The sequence below is a fragment of the Mesobacillus selenatarsenatis SF-1 genome (assembly GCF_000813125.1).
GTDB classification, from domain to species: domain Bacteria; phylum Bacillota; class Bacilli; order Bacillales; family Cytobacillaceae; genus Mesobacillus; species Mesobacillus selenatarsenatis.
In genome coordinates this window covers 24,981-46,539 of the sequence record NZ_BASE01000091.1, presented here as the reverse complement: position 1 = coordinate 46,539, position 21,559 = coordinate 24,981, and the positions used below count along the sequence as shown (strand labels likewise).

The 21,559-nt window shown below is 43.5% G+C and carries 17 protein-coding genes and 1 riboswitch; of the genes, 4 read left to right on the top strand and 13 right to left on the bottom strand.

Going from position 1 to position 21,559, the window contains the following annotated elements; genetic code table 11:
• Window positions 1-6: 6 nt before the first annotated feature.
• On the top strand, window positions 7-1,008 hold the full coding sequence (locus TY49_RS18440) for a TIGR03943 family putative permease subunit (protein ID WP_041967382.1): 1,002 nt from the start codon (window positions 7-9) through the stop codon (window positions 1,006-1,008).
• A 213-nt stretch (window positions 1,009-1,221) separates the two neighbouring features.
• On the opposite strand, the gene TY49_RS18435 is transcribed toward TY49_RS18440, so the two are convergent.
• Window positions 1,222-3,180, bottom strand: coding sequence for an oxidoreductase (locus TY49_RS18435; protein WP_052442233.1), 1,959 nt, complete (start codon window positions 3,178-3,180; stop codon window positions 1,222-1,224).
• 354 nt (window positions 3,181-3,534) lie between these two features.
• Here TY49_RS18435 and TY49_RS18430 point away from each other — a divergent pair, with 354 nt between their 5' ends.
• Together TY49_RS18430 and TY49_RS18425 are read left to right on the top strand one after the other, a co-directional pair.
• Window positions 3,535-4,842, top strand: a complete 1,308-nt coding sequence (locus tag TY49_RS18430) for an MFS transporter (RefSeq protein WP_041967380.1) — start codon at window positions 3,535-3,537, stop codon at window positions 4,840-4,842.
• Window positions 4,843-4,967: 125 nt separating this feature from the next.
• On the top strand, window positions 4,968-5,159 hold the full coding sequence (locus tag TY49_RS18425) for a hypothetical protein (protein ID WP_041967379.1): 192 nt from the start codon (window positions 4,968-4,970) through the stop codon (window positions 5,157-5,159).
• Between the two features lie 43 nt (window positions 5,160-5,202).
• Here the strand turns inward: TY49_RS18425 and TY49_RS18420 are convergent, their stop codons facing one another.
• Window positions 5,203-6,177 (bottom strand): EAL domain-containing protein, encoded by a 975-nt coding sequence (locus TY49_RS18420; protein ID WP_369390392.1) that lies wholly within the window; start codon window positions 6,175-6,177, stop codon window positions 5,203-5,205.
• 216 nt (window positions 6,178-6,393) lie between these two features.
• On the opposite strand from TY49_RS18420, the gene yfkAB reads away from it, so the two are divergent.
• Window positions 6,394-7,512, top strand: coding sequence for a radical SAM/CxCxxxxC motif protein YfkAB (yfkAB, locus tag TY49_RS18415; RefSeq protein WP_041967377.1), 1,119 nt, complete (start codon window positions 6,394-6,396; stop codon window positions 7,510-7,512).
• A gap of 419 nt (window positions 7,513-7,931) precedes the next feature.
• Here the strand turns inward: yfkAB and TY49_RS18410 are convergent, their stop codons facing one another.
• The 11 genes from TY49_RS18410 to TY49_RS18360 all read right to left on the bottom strand — a co-directional run bounded on the left by TY49_RS18410 (window position 7,932) and on the right by TY49_RS18360 (window position 21,348).
• Window positions 7,932-9,029, bottom strand: coding sequence for a flavin monoamine oxidase family protein (locus TY49_RS18410; protein ID WP_041967376.1), 1,098 nt, complete (start codon window positions 9,027-9,029; stop codon window positions 7,932-7,934).
• Between the two features lie 83 nt (window positions 9,030-9,112).
• Window positions 9,113-9,673, bottom strand: a complete 561-nt coding sequence (locus tag TY49_RS18405) for a sugar O-acetyltransferase (RefSeq protein ID WP_041967375.1) — start codon at window positions 9,671-9,673, stop codon at window positions 9,113-9,115.
• Window positions 9,674-9,792: 119 nt separating this feature from the next.
• Entirely contained in the window at window positions 9,793-10,830 is a 1,038-nt protein-coding gene (locus TY49_RS18400; protein WP_041967374.1) for a ribonucleotide-diphosphate reductase subunit beta, read from the bottom strand.
• A 19-nt stretch (window positions 10,831-10,849) separates the two neighbouring features.
• A complete protein-coding gene (locus TY49_RS18395) occupies window positions 10,850-13,081 on the bottom strand; it encodes a ribonucleoside-diphosphate reductase subunit alpha (RefSeq protein WP_041967373.1) in 2,232 nt (743 codons plus the stop codon).
• The gene (locus TY49_RS18390; RefSeq protein WP_041967372.1) at window positions 13,059-13,568 is read right to left on the bottom strand and encodes an acyl-CoA thioesterase; all 510 of its coding nucleotides are present in this window, start codon (window positions 13,566-13,568) and stop codon (window positions 13,059-13,061) included. Before TY49_RS18390 ends, TY49_RS18395 begins: the two co-directional genes overlap by 23 nt.
• 158 nt (window positions 13,569-13,726) lie before the next feature.
• Window positions 13,727-13,911, bottom strand: a riboswitch (cobalamin riboswitch).
• Between the two features lie 300 nt (window positions 13,912-14,211).
• Window positions 14,212-14,694 (bottom strand): carbonic anhydrase, encoded by a 483-nt coding sequence (locus TY49_RS18385; protein WP_041967371.1) that lies wholly within the window; start codon window positions 14,692-14,694, stop codon window positions 14,212-14,214.
• Between the two features lie 13 nt (window positions 14,695-14,707).
• Window positions 14,708-15,715: a sodium-dependent bicarbonate transport family permease gene (locus TY49_RS18380; protein WP_041967370.1), complete on the bottom strand. Its 1,008-nt coding sequence runs from the start codon at window positions 15,713-15,715 to the stop codon at window positions 14,708-14,710.
• Window positions 15,716-15,845: 130 nt separating this feature from the next.
• Window positions 15,846-16,211: a Na-translocating system protein MpsC family protein gene (locus tag TY49_RS18375; RefSeq protein WP_041967369.1), complete on the bottom strand. Its 366-nt coding sequence runs from the start codon at window positions 16,209-16,211 to the stop codon at window positions 15,846-15,848.
• A gap of 407 nt (window positions 16,212-16,618) precedes the next feature.
• Window positions 16,619-17,857, bottom strand: coding sequence for a serine/threonine transporter SstT (gene sstT, locus TY49_RS18370; RefSeq protein WP_041967368.1), 1,239 nt, complete (start codon window positions 17,855-17,857; stop codon window positions 16,619-16,621).
• A 763-nt stretch (window positions 17,858-18,620) separates the two neighbouring features.
• Window positions 18,621-20,840, bottom strand: coding sequence for a catalase/peroxidase HPI (katG, locus tag TY49_RS18365; RefSeq protein ID WP_041967367.1), 2,220 nt, complete (start codon window positions 20,838-20,840; stop codon window positions 18,621-18,623).
• A gap of 178 nt (window positions 20,841-21,018) precedes the next feature.
• The gene (locus tag TY49_RS18360; protein WP_041967366.1) at window positions 21,019-21,348 is read right to left on the bottom strand and encodes a hypothetical protein; all 330 of its coding nucleotides are present in this window, start codon (window positions 21,346-21,348) and stop codon (window positions 21,019-21,021) included.
• Window positions 21,349-21,559: the final 211 nt, after the last annotated feature.

Here is a 21,559-nt window from a genome sequence, read left to right as displayed (position 1 = left end):
TTGTCCATGCAATTCCATGTACAGCAGGCGGCAAGGTCCCTGATCCTGCTCGGATTTTCCGTCTTTATTTATATGCTGCATTTTACAGGTAAGATTTATTTATTCATTAATCCAAAGTATTTGCTTTTAAGTCAGGCAGCCGCATTCCTATTTTTGCTCCTGTTTTTCATCCAGATTACACGAGTCTGGACAATAAAAGGGACACATGACCACGACTCCTGCAGTCATGTGGGTGAATGCTGCTCTCACGATGACCACCATGACCATTTTCATGACCATGGGACAACACCTTTTTCAGCAAAAAAACTGGTGTCCTACTTGATTATCGTCCTGCCTCTGCTATCAGGTTTTATGCTGCCTGCAAAGGTTCTCGACTCCGCCATCGCCGATAAAAAAGGCGCGATGCTGTCGATTGCTGGTTCTAGCAAAAGCGGGCAGAGCCGCCAGGTAACGAGTGAAACGAAAGAACAAGCAGATAACCCGGGAACTGGCGATGCCACTCAGCCGCCAGAAGAGAGCGATTATCAGGCTGGACAAGACACTGACATACCCGAAGGCACTGAGACTGCCACAGGTTATGAAAATCAAATGACAGATGAAGAGTACAATAAAAAGATAGAAGAGTTGGAGAAAGGGACCATTATTTTCAATGACAGTATCTATTCATCTTACTATGAGGAAATCAGCTCCAACATCGATAAGTTCCAAGGCCGAAAGGTAAGTCTCTATGGATTCGTTTATAAAGAGGAAGGCTTTGCAGAAGACCAGCTGGTCGTATCGCGATTTCTGGTCACCCACTGTGTCGCAGATGCCGGCATCATCGGGTTTTTATCCGAGTTCCCAGACGCAGCGACTATCGAAAAAGACATGTGGATTAAAATAGAAGGTGTCATTGAGACGGGTTCCTACATGGACACCCCTATCCCGCTTGTTAAAGTCTCTAAATGGGAGATAACCGAAGAACCGGAAGTTCCTTATTTATACCCAGTCACCATTAAAAGAAATTAAATATCATTTACGAAAAGCCTTGATCCACTCCCGGATCAAGGCATTTTGATGTGTAAAAAGTCTGTATATTAGCAGTTTCGATTGAATGTGGTCGATATATTTCGAAAAGTGGTCGATATATCCTAAAATGTGGTCGATAAACTCAAAAATCCGCTAATATATCTTGAAGTGTGGTCGTTATAATTACATTTTCGCCAATAAAGTGATGTCCTTCTACTTCAAAGCCGGCTCCTTAACCAATGATTCAAGAGCATATGCCGTTTCAAATCCCTCTCTTGTGGCATCTGCCAGTGATGTATTGCCTGCTGCATCACCAATCACAAAGACATTCTCCATTTCCATTCTTAATGGGTGTTCTAATGGATTATAAGCCTGGACGCCCATTGCTATGACGACCTGGTCTGCATCGATTTCCACCTTTTTGCCCGTTTCTTTCTCTTTTAAAATAAGTCCCTTAGGAACTATTTTGACTATCTCGTGGTCGGTAACGACTTGAATCCCTTCATTCTGCAGCTTTTCCTGCAGTTTCTTCCTTGTCATAGGACTTATTTTCTTGGCTGAATCCGTAAGAACCTCAATGAGGATCACTTCGTTTCCTTGCTCTGATAGTCTCCGGGATGTGCTATGGCAAACCATTCCGCTCCCTACAACCGCGACCTTTTTGCCTTGCAGGACACTGTCTTCTACTTTGATGGCTCTATAGTTGCATACATTGTGCAGATCACAGCCCTCTATATCGGGCATATAAGGTATCCCTCCCGTTGCCAGCAGAACAGCGTAAGGATCCAACAATTTAATCAACTCAACAGAAGCCTCTGTATTCCGTCGGATATGAATATTCAGCCTCGCCATTTCATTATTTAAGTACTTCACATATTTTTTCATTTTCTTTTTATAGACCGGATCTGTTACAAGGTTGAGCTGGCCGCCAAGCTTGCTGTTTTTTTCAAAAAGCGTCACCTTGTATCCTTTGAGTGCTAAAACTCTTGCTGCTTCCATTCCGCCCGGACCGCCGCCGACAATCACCACACTACGCTTCTCATCAATCTTCGCCATTTTCAAAAATTCGAGCTCGCGTCCTGCTCTGACATTGACCGAACACTCTATTGGACCTTGTGTGTAAACGCAATGCAGACAGGATATGCACATCCTGATTTCCTTCTCGCGTCCTTCTGCCACTTTTCGCACCCACTCAGGATCCGCTATATGTCCACGGCCAATCGCGACGAAATCCGTCCTGCCCTCTTCCAAAATAGATTCGACGAATTGTGGATCACGAATATTTCCAACTGCAAAGACAGGGATGTTGACTTCTTTTTTGATTTCTTCGGCAAGGTAGACTCTCCAACCTTCTTCATAAAGTGGGGATTCAATGACCGTTTCCATCGTATTATAATTCCCCGAGCTCGCATGGATTCCGTCAGCACCTGCTTTTTCTAGATATCTGGCTATTTCCCGGCTCAACGGCAGATCCAGGCCGCCTTCTTCAAACTCACTGGCGCTAAGTCGAACAGTGACAGGAAAATCAGCTCCACATCGCTCTTTAATACCGGTGATGATTTCCTCTATAAATCTCATTCTTTTTTCAAAACTTCCTCCATACTCATCTGTACGCAAATTCGTATTCGGGCTAAGGAATTGATTGATCAAGTAACCATGTGCTCCGTGCAGCTCCACTCCATCAATGCCGGCAGCCTGGCAGCGGGCTGCCCCGTCTACGAATTGCTGGATGATTTCCTTTACCTCTGCGGTAGTCAGCTCCCTCGGCTCTTCACCAATTGCTTCACATGTAACCGGGCTAGGCGCAACGATTTGCTTCCCTCCTGTTAAATAGGAGGTTGTTTCTCTACCTGCATGGTGAAGCTGGACAAACACCCTCGCACCATATGTATGGATTGCGTCTGCAAGCCTGCGGAACCCTGGAATAAGACAGTCATCATCGATCCTTAGCTGGTTGATTGCCGCTCTTCCCAATTCAAAGTCAACTGTCGTAAATTCAGTGATGATTAAGCCAGTTCCACCCTTGGCCCTTTCTTCATAGTAGCGAATCTGCTGATCCGTCATTTCTCCATCAGCAGTGGCCAACCGTGTTCCCATCGCCGGCATCACTACTCTGTTCTTAAGCATTAAACTGCCTATTTTTCCAAAGGTAAATACATGCGCATACTTCATTAACTTTACCTCCATTTCTATCATGCTCATAATTTCACAATCTATATACTATTAAATCACAAAATCGAAGATTGAACGTTTCAACTTTGTGAGGTGTCTATGACAATATTTTGAAGTGCCTTACTGGCTAATCCCTTCACCTTTCTTGCCTCTCTTTGATGCGGCAAGACGTTTTCCACTAGGCAAAACCCCTATGGGTACTGACTTTTATCACCCTCTGTCATAAATTGTTCAAGACTTTTTGACAGAATTGTGTGCACTAAAATAAATGTGAGGTACGTCACACCTGCTCTGTGATATAAATGGTTTATTAATCTTATAAACACCCACTCAAAATTATTTGGAGGAATTAAAATGGCTCGCATAAATAAATGGAATCCTGAAGACGATGGTTTTTGGCAATCCGAAGGCAAAAAACATGCCAAGCGGAATTTATGGATTTCTGTCCCTTCCTTGATGCTCGCGTTCATTGTCTGGCAGATTTGGTCTGTAGTCGCAATTCGCTTGAATGATATTGGCTTTAGCTTTACTGATCAGCAACTTTTCACTTTGGCAGCAATGCCAGGTCTAGTAGGTGCAACATTGCGGTTTGTATACACCTTTGGCGTTGGAATGATGGGTGGCCGCAACTGGACGGTTCTGTCAACAGCGGTGCTCGCGATTCCAGCAATCGGAATCGGTTTTGCAGTCCAGAATCCTGACACACCATATTCTGTCATGCTTTTACTCGCAGCACTTTCCGGCTTGGGTGGCGGTAACTTTTCCAGTTCTTCATCCAACATCAGCTTCTTTTTCCCGAAAAAAGCACGTGGAACCGCGCTTGGCATTAACGGCGGTTTAGGTAACATGGGTGTATCAGTCGTTCAATTCGTAACACCATTGATCATTACCACTGGAACTTTCGCTTTTATCGCTGGCAATGGACAGAAATTGTCTAACGGCCAGGAAGTATTTCTGCAAAACGCAGCATTCATCTGGCTTTTACCAATCGCGATTGTAACGATCGCAGCCTGGTTCGGAATGGATAACCTGCCTGGAACAAAGCAATCGTTCTCTGACCAATTCGTCATTGTAAAAAGAAAGCACACTTGGATCATGACATGGCTTTACGTAGCAACATTCGGTTCATTCATTGGATACTCAGCGGCATTCCCGCTATTATTGAAATCTCAGTTCCCTGAATATATCTCTTTGGCATTCTTAGGAGCTTTCCTTGCAGCAGCATCACGTCCTGTAGGCGGATGGCTTGCTGATAAGATGGGTGGAGCGAAACTGACATCGATTGTGTTGGTCGTAATGATGGCTGGTGCAGGAAGCGTCATCTTCTTCCTTGGCAACAAGCAATTCAGTGGCTTCCTAGTTTCATTCCTGATCCTGTTCATTGCTGCTGGAATCGGTTCTGGTTCAACATTCCAAATGATCCCGGGAATCTTCGTTCCAAAAGAAGCAGCACCAGTGCTCGGTTTTACCGCAGCATTCGCAGCATATGGATCATTCTTGATTCCAAAACTGTTCGGCTGGTCCATCAATATTTCTGGAGGCTATGCACCGGCATTCTTCATCTTCATTGGCTTCTATGTACTGTCAATCATCTTAAACTGGTATTACTACCAGAGGAAAGAGTCTGTAGCAGTACTTGAAGCGCAAAAGTCAACAGCCTAATTTCAAAAGCCTCGCCCAATTTGGGTGAGGCTTTTTACCAAATTTTATGTTTATCATATTAGAATTATGGGTATTTAGAACTATATATAAAGAGAATGATTGTTATACCAAAAGGGGAGATTAAGTTGCTCACACTTTTTCTATTCCAGAGGGAACTAAGTCAACTGAAAGAGGAATATCTATCAAGTGCTGATACAATGATCAAAGCGCAAATTCTGAAGGATATCGCCCTCCTGACAGAAGCGATAAAAGAAATGAAAGAGACTTGGGACGCTAGGAGTTCCCTGAATCCAATGAAAAATATAGATCACACATAAAAAGAAACCGTATCGCACGGTTTCTTTTTGTGCTTCAAGCTATTCATTCCACTACTACTCCGCCAATCGGAGCAGGTTTTCCGAACAAATATCCCTGAAATAGCTGATATCCTTTTTCCTTAAGCCACTTAAAATCTTCCTCCGTCTCGATTCCCTCTGCAAGCGGAACAGATCCAAGCCTCTTCGCTTCGGCTAAAAACGCGGAAGCTGTCTGTTGTTTTTGCGTATCCACAGCAACTCCTTGGACATACTTCATATCCAATTTCATATAATGTGGCTGCAGATCTGACAGCAGCTCAAGTGTACTATATCCTTCGCCCACATCATCCAACGCATAACGGAACCCTTTTTCTTTGTAAAAAGCCAGGATTCTTTTCAGATGATCTGTGTCTTCCACGTTTTCCGTTTCTACCACTTCAAATACAAGCCGGTCCGGGTTGACTCCCAACCGATCTGCCAGCATAGTGGTCGATTTCAGACAGAACTCCGGTGAATAAATCGATGTCGGGATGAAATTGATAAAAACCTTTTTATCAGTAAAAGTAGATGCCCTTACCGCAGCCATCCTGCAAATCCGGTCAAGCGCATACAATCGATCTCTTTCCCTCGCCGCGCCGAAGATTTCACCAGGATAGATCATTGACCCATCCTCACGGTAAAACCGTGCCAGCATCTCATACGCATAAATTCCGCCTTCAGCATCAAGGATCGGCTGTGCATGACAGGTCACAAGCTCATTAAGGATGACCTCGTCAATCCACTGGCTTTCGAGAATATCTTCTGCCTCTGCCAGCGGCCGCCACTCTTCATCATCCAGCCGGAAAAAGACCTTGTCCGACTCCATATGATCTCGGCAAAAATCAAGGAAATCCCTCATTCCCGCTTCTCTTACAACTAAAGCATCCCCATGAGCCTGAAGCAAATCACCGTTACGGTCCATATGGTGGACCACTTCAGGATAAATCGCCAAATTCCGCTTTCCTTCCACTTTGATCTCAAACTGCAAATTCCCGACCAAACAAGCATTACACCCCATCGCTGACAGCTTCCTCTCAAGTTAGTTAGTTAATACTATATCACTCTCCTATTAATAGGTAAAATGAACCAAGACTTAGTGAGCACCATGGATATCCCTTCCCTGACTTTCAAAATAGGGGGAGAGGAATGGTCGGAGTGTATAGCACTCAGTTATAATATAGTGGTTTTCCTAAATTCAATCTGTAAGGAGTCAATCATGCCATACATAAAACCAATCACCCCACAACACGACCCCTGGGAAGCTTACCTTGATGTCGAACAATACGGCAAGCCTCAACTCACCAATATCGAATTCACAACAACGACCCTTTGCAATATGCGGTGTGAGCATTGCGCAGTCGGCTATACTTTGCAAACAAAGGATCCTGCTGCACTTCCATTGGAACTGATTCTGAAGCGGCTGGACGAAATACCAAAGCTGCGTTCATTGAGTATAACTGGAGGCGAACCGATGCTTTCGCTCTCTTCTGTTAAAAATTATGTCGTACCAATCCTAAAGTATGCTTCTGAACGTGGCGTCCGCACGCAGATCAATTCCAATTTGACGATGGATCTGTCCCGTTATGAGATGATCATCCCTTATCTGGATGTGCTGCATATCTCCCATAACTGGGGCACTGTCGATGATTTCGTCGAAGGTGGATTTGCGATGATGGAAAAGAAGCCTGACTACCAGCAGCGCGAAAAATATTTTACAAGAATGATAGAAAACAGCAGAGAACTCGTCAAAGCCGGTGTCATGGTATCGGCCGAAACGATGCTGAACAAACGCACTTTGCCGTATCTTGAAAAAATCCACAAGCAAATCGTCGAGGAAATGCACTGTCAGAGACATGAGGTGCACCCGATGTACCCAAGCGATTTTGCCAGCAGCCTGGAGTCCCTGACACTTGAAGAAATACGGGGAGCAATCCATCATCTGCTCGACATCCGTGATGAAAATGTGTGGATGCTGTTTGGAACACTGCCGTTCTATGCCTGCAGCGATAACCAGGATGATCTGGACCTGCTAAAACGTTTATATAATAGTAAAAATGTGACAGTACGAAACGACCCGGACGGCCGTTCACGTCTCAATGTGAATATTTTCAATGGAGACATCATCGTTACCGATTTCGGCGATACTCCGCCGCTTGGCAACATTCAGGATATAAGGCTTGAAGATGCCTATCAAACATGGCGGGGTTCCGAGATCGCCAAAGAACTAAACTGCCACTGCCCGGCCGTCTCCTGCTTAGGTCCGAATATACTGGTAAAAAACAGCTACTATCAGGAGACCGACTTCAGCAAGCTGCAGCATAATGTTTCCAGATAACCAAGAACAAAAAGCGTAAGCGCCTCGTTCAGCCCTGACAAGCGCTGGAGGGCCGACCAGTGAAGTCGTACTTTGACTTCATTGGGCGGACCGAAGCGACTCGAGGGGCTAGGCGCTGGAGCTGGATTAGGAAAATTTCATGAAGTTTTCCACAACTCAATAATTTTTTAAATTCCTTAACAACAGGAAAAGGCCCGATCCCATCATTGGATCAGGCCTTTCTTCATAACATTAGGCTGTTTTCGTAAAGATTGTTGTTAAAATCCTAAACCCGATTTTAACGTAATATTAGGCCATTTTGCAGTTCGGTATTAAGTTTGCATGCTCTTTTCTCACAAAAGAGTCAACTTTACGAAGAAAATAGGTCATTAAATCCTATTTTGTAGTCAAATAGCAACAAAGTTTGAGAAAAGAGCCTATCATAAAATGTTCATTGCTTCGGAAGCCGCTCGCTCAGCTGCCTGAAGCGCTCCTTCCAGATGTCCGCCATGTCCAGACGCAGTTTCTGTACCAGCAAAAATAACCCTCTTTTCCCATGAACTCTTTCCTGCCGGAAGACCATATTCCGGGAAGCTGGTCATCGGCTGTACATCTTCCTCCACTGCTGTTTCTGGATCGCTCGCCCAGTCTTTATAAAGGAGAGCAATAGGTTTTTCAGCTTGAGGGCCAAACAGCCTTGTCAATTGGTCAGTGACCAGTTTCAGAATATGTTCCTCACCAAGTTCTCGACGCATCTTTGCCGGAAGTCCGAAGAAACCAAAAAGTGCTCCATAATCTGTTTCAGGTGAAGCATCATGGATTTCCTGCAAGGGTCCCGCCCAGCTAGTGACCTGGCCGGAAAGACCAGCATCCCTCCAGAATGGGCGTTCATAAACGGCTACTGCCTTAGCCTGTCCCGCCATCCATGTCGGCTTGTCTTTCAGGCTGGCTATCATTCCATCGGGGAGTCGCGGTGAAAAGGCGATCCTTTCTGCCAGTATCCGTGGCGGCAATGCGAGGATTACAGCTGCTGCCCGAATGCTTTTCTTTTTTCCATCAGCCTGCTCTGCTTCTATTGTGACTCCGCCAGACTGATCCAGTTGAATTGCATTAACCCGGGTATTCAGTTCGACTGTCCCAGGTGGTAGCGAGGATGCGAGGGCATCAATAAGGGACTGGATACCGTCGGCCAGCCGCATCGACCTCTCAACTGCGCCTTCTGGCAGTACATGACGCTGTACCTGCCCAGTTTGCGATTGCTCAAAAAGCATTGCTCCTACGGTATGCTGTTCAATGGTGGACAATCCAAGGTCTTTCACCAATTTGGTTATGGCAGGCTCGTGATTCGGCCAGAACCAGGTTGGTCCCAAATCAAAACGGCCGATCTCTGGCCTGTCTTTGACCCCCAAGCTCAAAACCCTGCCACCAATCCGGCTGCGCGCTTCCAGGACTTTGCAGCTTATGCCTTTTGATTGCAGCAAAGAGGCAGCACGCATACCTGATAGGCCAGCCCCGACAATCACAACCTGTTCTATCATTCTTGTTTCCTCCATTCATTCACACTTCGCTCCCAGGGCCAGGCCTGATATAGACTTTTCTTCCTGTCCAAAAACAAGCTAGCTTAAAGTTCAATCTGTTTAATAACTATCGCTGGATTGCCGCCAACGACAACGTTATCTGGCACATCCTTCGTAACAACTGCTCCTGATGCAATTACGACATTGTCGCCCACCGTTACCCCCGGGTTTATGATGGCACTTCCGCCAATCCAGACGTTATTTCCAAACGTAATCGGTTTGGCATATTCTCTGCCTGAATTCCGTTCAGTTGGATTAAGTGGATGTGTGGCTGTATAGATCTGTACGCCAGGTGCCAGCATGCAATTGTCGCCAAAGCGAACTTCACAAACATCCAATATGGTACAATCGAAATTCGCAAAAAAGTTCTCTCCCACATGGGTGTTATAGCCGTAATCAAAGCGGATATTCGGCTCCATAACGACGATTTCCCCAGTTGAACCGAGTAATCCCTTTAATAACTGTATCCGTTTTTCCCCTTCGGTTTCCAATGTTTGATTATATATTCTAACTTTTCGTCTAGCTTCCTCACGTTCCTTAACTAATAATGGGTCAGCAGGATTGTACATTTCCCCAGCCAACATCTTCTCTTTTTCCGTATTCATACTGATGCCCTACTTTCAAATGAAATATAGTGGACGATAAAAAATGGAAGCAAAGGGAACGTCCCTATGCTTCCATTTTATCAATAGTTGTGAAACTTATAAAATGAACGAAAATAGATTTATAGTTCATCAAACCCATTATCAGCGGATGTTTTCGTGTACTGTCTTGATTTTTGCTCAAAGAAGTCGGTTTTGCCCAGGTCAACTTCCTGATAGGCGATAATCCACCTTAACGGATTGGTCCGATGTCCTTCGAATGGGGCAGGAAAGCCTAGTTGTTCTGCTCGTTTGTTTGCCATGAACTTGATATAGGCTTCTACGTCTGACATGAGCAGCCCATTGATCTCGTTGCCGATTATATAATCTGCCCACTCAATCTCCAGCCGTGCCGCTTCCCGGAAGGCTGCGGTACCAAATTCCCTCAATGATTTTGTGTTGTATTCGGGATTTTCATGCAGAATCTCTTTGAAAATCTTTTCGAATAACCCCACATGCAGCTGTTCGTCACGGTTGATGTAGTTAATCATCGTGCTGGTGCCGACCATTTTCTGATTTCGGGCCAGGTTATAAAAGAAGGCAAAGCCCGAGTAGAAAAACAGGCCTTCAAGAATGACATCATAGACAATCGAATGCAATAGATTTTCAGTGCTTGGATTTTCCGCGAAACCTTTATAGCCATCCGTTATAAATTCATTCCGCTTGCGCAGGATTGGTTCTGTCCTCCAATAGTCGAACACTTCCTGCTGCTTTGATTTGGTTACGATGCTTGACAGCACATAGCTGTAGGAATGATTATGGATTACTTCCTGCTGAGCCAAAATGATCATCAGTGCATTTAAGCTGGAGTCGGTGAGATAATCGGCAACTTTACCTGCATAGTCAGTTTGAATGCTGTCAAGGAGTGCCAGCAGCCCGATGATTTTTAAAAAGGCATCCTGTTCCTTTTCGGAAAGCATGGGGAATTGTTTAATGTCCTTTGACATATTGATCTCAAAAGGAGTCCAGAAATTCCCCAGCATTCTCTTATATTTTGGATACGCCCAAGGGAAGCGAACATCATCCCAGTTTAATATATTTGAGCTCCGGCCATTTATAATAGCAGTCGAAGCATTAGGAGCATCGGCGTCTACAAGAGTTCTTTTCTTCAATTGTGTCATTCTTATCCGTCCTTTCCTCTTAACTATGGCAGCTCTCACATTCGTCAATCTCACTGCTGGATGTTGAGCGGACATAATACGTCGTTTTCAATCCGGATTTCCAGGCATCCATATGCAGCTCCAGCAGCGCTTTTGCCTTAATATTGTTTGTCACATAAAAATTAAACGAAATGGCTTGGTCGATATGTCGCTGGCGACGTGCATTCTGCCTGATGCTCCAGTGCTGGTCCGTGTTGTATGCTGTCTTATAGAACCACATGGTTTCGGCTGATAAATCCGGTGCGGTCACAGGAATCTTATAATCCTTCTTCTCCTCGGAATATTCAAGCCTGAAAATTGGGTCAATGCTTGCTGTTGAACCTGCTAGAATTGAAGTCGAAGAGTTTGGCGCTACTGCCATCAGGTACCCGTTCCGAATCCCATGCTGCTTCACTCCCACAGCAAGGTCCTCCCAGCTTCCACCTGTGTATTGTCTCTTTTCGAAAAATTGTCCTGTCGACCAGTCCGAACCTTCGAAATAAGGATATGCCCCTTTTTCTTTTGCCAGCTCGAGGCTTGCATTGATGGTTAAAAAGGCGATATTTTCATAGAGACTATCACAATACTCAACCGCTTCTTCGCTCTCCCATTTGATTCCTTTAAGAGCAAGCAGGTGGTGCCAGCCGAATGTTCCCAGTCCGATTCCCCTGTAGTTCTTGTTGGTAATTTGGGCCTGGAGGACAGGAATGTCATTGATATCAATGACATTATCCAGCATCCTAACCTGGATCTTTATCACTCTATCAAGGACATCATCCATCACACTTTTTGCTAAAGAAATGGAGGACAAGTTGCAGACGACAAAGTCACCCGGTTTTTTATAGATTAAAATCTTTCCGTCCTGCACTGTTTCTTCTTCAAGGAGGGTAGGGCTCATATTCTGTGTGATTTCCGTGCAAAGATTGCTGCAGTAAATCATCCCTTTATGGTGGTTGGCATTGAGCCTGTTGACCTGATCCCTGTAAAACATGTAAGGTGTTCCGGTTTCAAGCTGAGAAATCATGATCGATTTAAAGATTTCAATGGCAGGGACCACCTCATGTGACAAACCAGGATGGTTGACGCAGGCCCAATATTTTTCACGAAAAGAGCCAGCCCCCTTCTCCTCATCGAAATAATCTTCAAGCGAAAATCCCATGATCCTCCTTACTTCATGTGGGTCGAACAGATACCAGTCGCCTCTTTTTTCAACTTGTTCCATAAATAAATCGGGGATGCATATGCCAGTGAATAAATCATGCGTCCGCTGGCGCTCGTCTCCATTGTTCAATTTTGCATCAAGGAACGGGAAGATATCTTTATGCCACACATCGAGGTAAACAGCAATTGCACCCTGGCGCTGCCCTAATTGATCAACAGAAACAGCGGTGTTATTCAGCTGCTTCATCCAGGGAATGACTCCGGAACTGACCCCTTTAAAACCCTTGATATCACTGCCGCGGCTTCTGATTTTGCCAAGATATACGCCAATACCGCCGCCATTCTTGCTCAAGGTGGATATATCTGTATTACAATCGTAAATACTTCTCAAATCATCAGCAACTGTATCAATAAAGCAGCTCGATAATTGGCCATAGCTCTTGCCAGCATTCGATAATGTCGGTGTGGCGACTGTCATATATAGATTGGAAAGCGCCCAATATGCCTCTTCCACTAACTGAAGCCGTATTTCCTTTGGTTCTTCAGCCAGCAACGTCATGGCAATCATCATGAACCGCTCCTGTGGCAGTTCGGCAAAATCGCCATTTTGTGTGCGTGCCAGATATCTTTCCGCCATGGTCACAAGGCCTATGTAAGTAAACAGCTTGTCTCTTTCGGGATCAATGACTTTCTCCAAGTGATCTATTTCTGTGCGGGAGTAGGATGTTAAAACTTTACTGTCATAAATTCCAATTTCTATTAAGCTATTGAACAGTTCGTAGAAAGAACCGTAACCAGATTCTATTTTTGTATTACGAAAGTTTGCGCTTAGTTTGTATAATTTTTTCAGATAAAAACCCTCAGCCACATATGTCCATTCAGGTTCGTTCCTGCTAATTCTTTCAACTGCAGTCAGAATTAGCATGTTTTCAACCTGGTCATCCGTCATATCCTTCACTTCAAGTGCTTGGTCCACCTTCTCTTTGAACGATTGAAAGTCCAATTCAGGGAACGAAGACTCTATTTCTGCAATCAGTTTGGCTACATTTTCATCCTTTACTTGGATACTCATCAATTATCCCTCCAACTTGATTACTTTTTCTCATTTCCAGCCTCCGCTGTCTCCTCATATCGGCAGTTTTGAACATCTGTCGTTCTTCATCATTTTCGGGAATGACCTTCGCAACCGGTACAGGTGCACCGTTGTCATCCTTCGCGACCATGGTAAGAATCGAAGTGGTCGTCAGCGTTTTTCTGCTAGTTTTCAAGTTTTCACTTTCCACTTTCACAAACACTTCCATCGACGTCCTGCCTGTTGAAATGACGACCGCTTCTAGTGTTAAAATATCGCCCACTACTGCGGAAGACAAAAAGTTAACCGAGTCAATCGATGCGGTGACAACAGCTCTCCTGCTGTGTTTCATCGCTGCTATTGCGGCAATTTCATCAATATAGCTCAGCACGGTTCCGCCAAAAATCGTGCCTAGATGGTTTGTATCCGGCGGCAGGACGAGCCTGTTCTGAAATGTCCTCGATACATTTGCTGATAATCCTTCCATTCCTGACTCCTCTCTGAAAACCTCCCTGAAAAATGAGAAAAACCCATCTCGAAAGATGGGTTTAAGTAACGTTGATCTATTATCGGCTCATATGAAGCAGCAAAAAAGCATGAGTCTACCAATTGATCCCCGTAATACCTTCCCAATTCCCGAAGAAGATAACACGAATAAATATGGCAGGTCTCCTGACTTGTGCTTCACCCTACTTTAAGGCCTTCCCATCTATTTTTTAGACAGTGGTTCATCCTTATTTCGTCAGCACTTACAGTTGCGGGAACAGTTCTGGATTCTCACCAGATTCCCTATTAAGTCTTGTTCAGACACCATACTTACCGGTAATTTCAATATTTAGTTATGAAACTATTCATCTAACACAATATATCGTGTTATGAATTGATAGTAAATCATCTTCACGCCTTTTTCAACTTTTTTTCATTTTAAAAGGAGAATCGTTGCTGAGCTCTCCCTTCAGTTAATTTGGTCGATATATTTTAAAATGTGGTCGATAAAATCAAAAATCCGTTGATATATCTTAAAATGTGGTCGATAAATTTTATTTTTCGCCAATAAAGAGGTAAAATTAACAATCGTACTTCATTAAAGGCACTATTTCCTGTTTTAAAAATGATTAGCTTCCCTTCTCTTAAACCGGAAAATACTCCCCGGTCTCTGGATTGGCAATATAAGCATGGACAGGTATTGATTTTGGAATTAATGGATGGCCTTGTATTAAGTCTTTATTCTTCTTAATGACATCTTCAATATTTTGTGGTCCTGTTAACCAGTTGATTACGTCATGCTCCACAACATCAATGTAGTTAATTGTCTTGATTATATCTTCTGAAACTCCATGTTCCTTTATTTTATCTGACATATTTAGTTTGACTTCTTTACTTTCCATTTCACCTATTATAAAGATTTCTTCCACCATTTCATTATAGATCGCTAGAATGATATTTCGAATCAAGCAGCCATAGGGTTGAGTAATAACTGCCCCAAAACTGTTAAGAATCATCATATCTTTATTCTTTTTATATGTTATTTCTGGAAATAAAGGATAAATCGCCTCATTAACACCTGTTATGATTATTGTTTTTTTCGTTGCTGAACTTTTTACTGTTGACATGAAAACCTCTCCTTTACTGTATCCATTTTGCTATTTCATAATAGGCGGGTATTCCAATTATTAAGTTAAATGGAAAAGTGACTCCTAATGATAAACCCAAGTATATGGATGGATTTGCTTCTGGCACTGAAGTTTTTAGGGCTGCGGGTGCAGCAATGTATGAAGCACTTCCAGCCAATACTCCCATTAATGTAACTCCCCCTAAAGACAAGCCAACAAGATCACCTACGAGAACGCCTAAACTGCCAAATAAAAGGGGAGTAAACAAACCAAATGCCAGTAATTTCAACCCGTGCTTTTTAACCTCTGGCAGGCGTTTTCCCGCAATCAATCCCATATTTAACAGGAAAAGAATTAATACACTGCTGTATAAGTCTATAAATAAAGGCTTAACCATTGGGACTGCATTGTCCCCAAGCGCCCAGCCTATTAACAGGCTGCCAACAAGAAGCAAAATACTTTTTCCAAAAATGCTTTCCCTTAGCACTTCTTTATCTATTAAATTTATGGATGAAGGGATAAAGCCTAAATTCCGGGTAGAATAAAGCGTAAGATCTCTTTTGCTCTCAGCAATTTTTAATAACAGTAAAGAAACCAGAATTGCCGGACTCTCCATTAAAACAACCAGAGCATTCATAAACCCTTCATAAGAAATACCGTTCTCATCAAGAAATGTAATGGCAGCTCCATAGGTAACTATACTGATGGACCCATAAGTGGCTGCTAACCCTATAGAGTTTTTAAGGTCCATTTTTATTACTCTCATGAGAGCCAGCGTAATAAAGGGAATGATTATTCCCAAAAATAATGCTCCCAGGATTGGTGCCAGTACAGATTCAATTGAGTAATGCGAAAGTTCAATGCCTCCTTTTATTCCAATGGCAATTAATAAGTAAATGCTTAGGCCTTCACTTAAACCATTGGGAAACTTCAAATCTGATTTTACGATTGCCGCAATAATGCCTAGTACAAAGAACAACACAACGGGTGATAATAAATTCTGAAGTATTATTTCGTTCATTCAGCTGCCTCCTTTTAATTTTTTCAATAAAAAAAACCGACAATTCCAGAGTTCAAGCGGTTAGGCCGCTGAACTGAATTGTCGGTTTATCTTTAACTGGCAACATGCTATTAAAGATCTCCCTCTATTATCATAAAAATTTCTTCTCAAGGTCGTTATATAATTTGAATACCATTACGCGTTCTCCTGTTCGAGAGCTTATGTCAGTATGAAAACTTTTCACTTGTTCCCCGCTGTTCGCAAATATAATTTCTTTTAGGGTTCCCAAACCTGATTCCACTAGTTCTGAACGGGTTTTCTTTACTGTTAACATTCCCTCTTTTGTTTCACAAACGGAATATTCTGCGGGTGTCAGGACCCCTTGCAAACTTACGATGACCATATCCCGCAATATATCTGCCTTAACGGAAACAGAGCCACGTCCAAGATAGTCCTTTTCCCATTGAGTTATCGCCTTGCTTATATCAGACTCCATAGAACCTTTCGACTTGTTCATATAATCCCCCCTAAACAAAAAATCGATCTATTCCTCAAGCTAAAATTCTAGTTTAAGGAATACATCGATTTACTTATTATCATCTTTATTATTTTTAATAAAATGCTTTTTCATCCGGCCAAATAAATATTTAACCGGTATGCTAAAGCTTATTAGTATAAATAAAGTGATTGAAAATCTCTCGATTAATTTATTAAATTAACGAAATGTTACCACATTACTTTCAAAATATCAATACTGAGTAAATTGAAAAATGAAGACAAAAGGTACGTCCTTTAAAAAGACTGCAAAAAGTATTACAGACGGGATAGTCTTTACAAGCGGAAAAGCAGGAACCTATTGAGTTCCTGCTTCCTTATGCATATGAAATACTGATCAGATTAGCAGTCACCTTTATTCTGACCAAATTATGATGCTTTTTTGATTGCGATGACTTTTCCTTCCTGGCGCCATTTCTTAAATTCTACTGCAGCCGTATATAATACGTCTGTCGATGAGTTAAGGGCTGTCTCAAAAGAATCCTGTAAAACACCGATGATAAAACCTACAGCAACTACCTGCATGGCGACATCATTTGGGATGCCGAACAAGCTGGATGCGAGAGGAATCAGCAGCAGTGATCCGCCTGCAACACCTGAAGCACCTGCAGCGCTGATGGCAGCCATAACACTTAGAAGAATGGCAGTAGGAATGTCAACCTGAATGCCAAGTGTATGGACAGCAGCCATTGTCATAACAGTAATCGTCACGGCAGCTCCAGCCATATTGATGGTTGCGCCTAATGGAATGGAAACAGAATATGAATCCTTGTCCAATCCTAAATCTTCACATATTTTAATATTAACAGGGATATTTGAAGCTGAACTGCGTGTAAAGAATGCTGTAATACCACTTTCCTTTAAACATTTGAAGACAAGCGGATATGGATTTTGCCTTATTTGAGTGAATACGATGAGTGGATTGACTACAAGGGCCACAACAAGCATGCAGCCAATCAGGACGGCAAGTAGTTTTCCATAGCCAAGCAAAGAGCTAAGTCCGTTTGTTGTAATCGATTCAAATACAAGGCCCATGATGCCAAGTGGAGCGAATTTTATCACCCAAGTGACAATTTTGGACATGGCATCGGATAAATTCCCAATCACTGTTTTTGTTGAATCAGACGCATTCTTAAGAGCAAGGCCGACTAAGACTGCCCAGGCTAAAATACCGATATAATTAGCATTCATAATAGCATTAACAGGATTATCGACAATGTTAAGCAATACCGTTCTAAGAACCTCAACTATACTTCCAGGAGGCGTCAGGCCCTCAGCACCTGTTGTCAGCTTCAAACTTACCGGGAACATAAAACTAGCAATGACCGCAATAAGTCCGGCAGCAAATGTTCCTAGAAGATATAAAGAAATAATCGTTTTCATGTTTGTTTTTTGTCCGCGTTTATGCTGCGCAATCGCCGACATAACCAGGAATAATACCAATACAGGAGCAACCGCCTTCAAGGCACTTACAAATAAAGATCCAAAAATAGCAACCGGCTTTGCTAGTTCCGGGATGGATAAAGCAAGGATAATACCAACCAACAAACCAGCAATGATCTGTTTCACCAAACTTACTTGATTCCACTTCCTCAATAAATCTTTCATCGTCATCTCCCCCAAATGTAAGTTCTCTTGAATTTAGCGTTGTTTTTTTCAGGAGGTCAACAAAGTCTATCAATGTCCTCGTTAAAAATACAACTGTACGCGTACTATGTATTATAGAGGCTGAAATATTATATTACAATATAAAGAATTGAACTCACATAAAATTTCAACTTTCTAAATACTCAATCATCATAACCTGAATTGACTCCAATTGTTAATAGATAATTCTTCCCAAGAATAGGTCCCTTTTTAAAAAGAATAGATTTAATCTATTGAGGTAGAGACTAATCCTATCAATGCCGCACCTTTGTACCGAATGAACAATGCAGGGGCTCTCCTTTTACCCAAATGAAAAATTTGACGCACTTTCGGGCAATGCAAAGGCTCTCCTCTTACCCAAATGATGGAGTTGACGTGTTTTCGGGCAATGCAGGGGCTTTCCTCTTACCCAAATGATGGAGTTGGCGCTTTTTCGGGCAATGCAGGGGCTTTCCTCTTACCCAAATGATGGAGTTGGCGCTTTTTCGGGCAATGCAGGGGCTTTCCTCTTACCCAAATGATGGAGTTGGCGCTTTTTCGGGCAATGCAGGGGCTTTCCTCTTACCCAAATGAAGAATTTTACTAACTTTCGGGCAATGCAGGGGCTCTCCTTTTACCCAAATGAAGGGAATGGGCTATTCTATTCAAAAAATCCCGGGCCAGAAAAAAATAGCAGACCAATTTCTCTCGGTCTGCTATCTCATAAACTATTTATCTAATTTTTTTAACGTGTGCGTGCCAATTCCGAAGTCTCGCGAGCCTGTTCGCTCAGATCAAAACGGTCTGCATTCATGACCTTGACCCATGCGGAAATAAAGTCGCGCACAAACTTCTCTTTGTTATCATCTTGTGCATACACCTCTGCAATTGCTCGCAGCTGGGAGTTGGAACCGAAAACAAGATCGACTCTGGTGGCTGTACGCACAACGTCACCTGTCTTACGGTCGCGCCCTTCATATACTCCGCCATCAATAGGCTTCCATGCTACTCCCATGTCGAGTAAATTCACAAAGAAATCATTCGTTAATGTGCCCACACGATCAGTAAATACCCCGTGTTTTGTACCGCCATGGTTCGTACCGAGGACGCGCATTCCGCCAATCAGAGCGGTCATTTCAGGTGCGCTGAGATTCAACAGCTGCGCCTTGTCCAGTAACAGCTCTTCCGGACTGACGCCATACTGTTTCTTCTGGTAGTTGCGGAATCCGTCAGCATAAGGCTCCAGCACCGCAAAGCCTTCTGCATCTGTTTGTTCTACCGTTGCATCTCCGCGTCCTGAAGCAAACGGAACTTTCACATCAAATCCCGCATCTTGTGCAGCTTTCTCAATCGCAGCGCTGCCACCCAGTATAATCAAGTCGGCAAGACTGACTTTCTTATCCAGATGACTTTGAATATCTTCGAGTGCATTTAGCACTTTTGAAAGCTGTTCCGTCTCATTCACTTCCCAATCCTTTTGCGGTGCCAGACGAATGCGGGCACCATTCGCACCCCCACGGAAGTCCGAGCCACGGAAAGTACTTGCCGATGCCCAGGCAGTTGTCACTAACTCGCTGATGGTAAGCCCGGAGTCCAGGATCAAGGCCTTTACCTTTTCTACTTCTTCATCGGTTAATTCATAAGCGGCAGCTGGAACAGGGTCCTGCCAGACAAAGTCTTCTTCAGGAACTTCCGGACCTTTATACCTTGATTTAGGTCCCATATCGCGATGCAATAATTTGAACCATGCACGCGCAAATGCATCCGCAAACTCTTCTGGATTCTGATGGAATCGGCGGGAGATTTTCTCGTAGGCCGGATCATGACGCAAAGCAATATCTGTGGTAAGCATCATGGTTGGAACTTTTACAGATGGATCTTCTGCATCCGGGGCAAGGTCCTTCTCGGCAGGATCCACAGCCAGCCACTGATAGGCACCAGCCGGACTCTTCGTCAGCCACCATTCGTATCCAAACAATAAATCAAAGTAACCATTATCCCACTGTGTCGGATTGGCCGTCCAGGCTCCTTCAAGCCCGCTGGTGATGGTATCACGTCCCTTGCCGCTGCCGTATACGTTTTTCCAGCCTAAGCCCATTTCTTCAATCGGAGCAGCTTCAGGTTCTGGACCAACTTTTGCTGCGTCCCCAGCACCGTGGGCTTTTCCAAAAGTATGGCCTCCAGCAATCAGCGCCACCGTTTCTTCATCGTTCATACCCATCCGCGCAAAAGTTTCACGTATGTCACGGGCGGCTGCGATTGGATCCGGCTTGCCATTCGGACCTTCAGGATTAACATAAATAAGACCCATTTGCACGGCAGCAAGCGGATTCTCCAACTCGCGGTCGCCAGTATACCGTTTGTCGCCAAGCCATTCAGATTCAACACCCCAGTAAGTGTCTTCCTCCGGATGCCAAATATCTGGACGTCCTGCACCAAAGCCAATCGTCTTGCCGCCCATCGACTCAATTGCCACATTACCTGCCAGCAACATCAAGTCAGCCCAGGAAACCTTGTTGCCATACTTTTGCTTAAGCGGCCACAGCAGTCTCCGCGCTTTATCAAGATTGCCATTGTCCGGCCAGCTGTTAAGCGGTGCGAAACGCTGTGAGCCAGTTCCACCGCCGCCGCGACCATCTCCTATACGATACGTGCCTGCTGAGTGCCAGGCCATCCGAATGAACAATGGCCCATAATGTCCATAGTCAGCCGGCCACCAGTCCTGACTGGTCGTCATAAGATTGTGGAGGTCCTCCTTCAAAGCGTCATAGTCCAGCTTTTTAAATTCTTCATTATAATTAAAATCTTCTCCCATAGGGTTGGATTTTCGGTCATGCTGATGGAGAATATTCAATTGCAACTGGTTTGGCCACCAGTCCCGATTCGTTGTCCCGCTGGTTTTATGACTAGTAGCACCCCCGTGCGTAAACGGGCATTTCCCAACATTCGCAGTATCCTTGTCCATTTTCTTTCCCCTTTCATTTAAACTAAAAATGATTTCATCATTAATAACTATGAAAGAGACAAGGGATTTATTATCTATAATTGGAATATTTTATGAGTAGAAGCAGCTGAGGATGAATTTGAGGAATTAAGAGCAGATTAGGTTTAGGTGAAAGACAGGATTCAATCGGTTCAAAAAACTAGCCAAAATACACTTCTACACTTTTTTCCTTGTATGCTGTTGCCAAACAACTTTGGATAAAATTGAAGATCTGTTTTTGATCCCATGATGTACAATCACTTTCCGAAGGTGAATCACCAGTTTTGAAAAATTTTATATAGCCACGCATTGCCTTTTCAACTTGTTGTAACGAAAAGATCGAGCTTTTACCTGTTCCGCTGACTCCAGCATAGAACTGATAGGCGTCAAGTAAACGGTACAGCAGGAGGGCATTATGATTCCCCATGCTAAAGCGCGCATAAGCAATTTCTTCCCTTGCTTTATTCAATCCATAAATATCATGACCCATTTAATGTTCCTCCTTCAAATATAAATAAGAAATATTAGAAAAGCTGATAAGTAGTTTACATGGCTTACCACTCCTTTCACGTTTGTATTCAAGGATTTATTATAGACAAATCGAGAGAGTATAAGATGATTACGAGAAGGATCACGGATTCAATCAGAAAAGATGCATCATTTATGAAGGGTTTTACGATACAGGAGAGGAAACATTTCCG

Bases quoted from the DNA above. Each gene is read 5' to 3' on its own strand.
- TY49_RS18440 (WP_041967382.1), top strand. From the start codon at position 7: ATGCAATTCCATGTACAGCAGGCGGCAAGGTCCCTGATCCTGCTCGGA.
- TY49_RS18435 (WP_052442233.1), bottom strand. From the start codon at position 3,180: ATGAAGTATGCGCATGTATTTACCTTTGGAAAAATAGGCAGTTTAATG.
- TY49_RS18430 (WP_041967380.1), top strand. From the start codon at position 3,535: ATGGCTCGCATAAATAAATGGAATCCTGAAGACGATGGTTTTTGGCAA.
- yfkAB (WP_041967377.1), top strand. From the start codon at position 6,394: ATGCCATACATAAAACCAATCACCCCACAACACGACCCCTGGGAAGCT.
- TY49_RS18410 (WP_041967376.1), bottom strand. From the start codon at position 9,029: ATGATAGAACAGGTTGTGATTGTCGGGGCTGGCCTATCAGGTATGCGT.
- TY49_RS18405 (WP_041967375.1), bottom strand. From the start codon at position 9,673: ATGAATACGGAAAAAGAGAAGATGTTGGCTGGGGAAATGTACAATCCT.
- TY49_RS18400 (WP_041967374.1), bottom strand. From the start codon at position 10,830: ATGACACAATTGAAGAAAAGAACTCTTGTAGACGCCGATGCTCCTAAT.
- TY49_RS18395 (WP_041967373.1), bottom strand. From the start codon at position 13,081: ATGAGTATCCAAGTAAAGGATGAAAATGTAGCCAAACTGATTGCAGAA.
- TY49_RS18390 (WP_041967372.1), bottom strand. From the start codon at position 13,568: ATGGAAGGATTATCAGCAAATGTATCGAGGACATTTCAGAACAGGCTC.
- TY49_RS18385 (WP_041967371.1), bottom strand. From the start codon at position 14,694: ATGTCAACAGTAAAAAGTTCAGCAACGAAAAAAACAATAATCATAACA.
- TY49_RS18380 (WP_041967370.1), bottom strand. From the start codon at position 15,715: ATGAACGAAATAATACTTCAGAATTTATTATCACCCGTTGTGTTGTTC.
- TY49_RS18375 (WP_041967369.1), bottom strand. From the start codon at position 16,211: ATGAACAAGTCGAAAGGTTCTATGGAGTCTGATATAAGCAAGGCGATA.
- sstT (WP_041967368.1), bottom strand. From the start codon at position 17,857: ATGAAAGATTTATTGAGGAAGTGGAATCAAGTAAGTTTGGTGAAACAG.
- katG (WP_041967367.1), bottom strand. From the start codon at position 20,840: ATGGACAAGGATACTGCGAATGTTGGGAAATGCCCGTTTACGCACGGG.
- TY49_RS18360 (WP_041967366.1), bottom strand. From the start codon at position 21,348: ATGGGTCATGATATTTATGGATTGAATAAAGCAAGGGAAGAAATTGCT.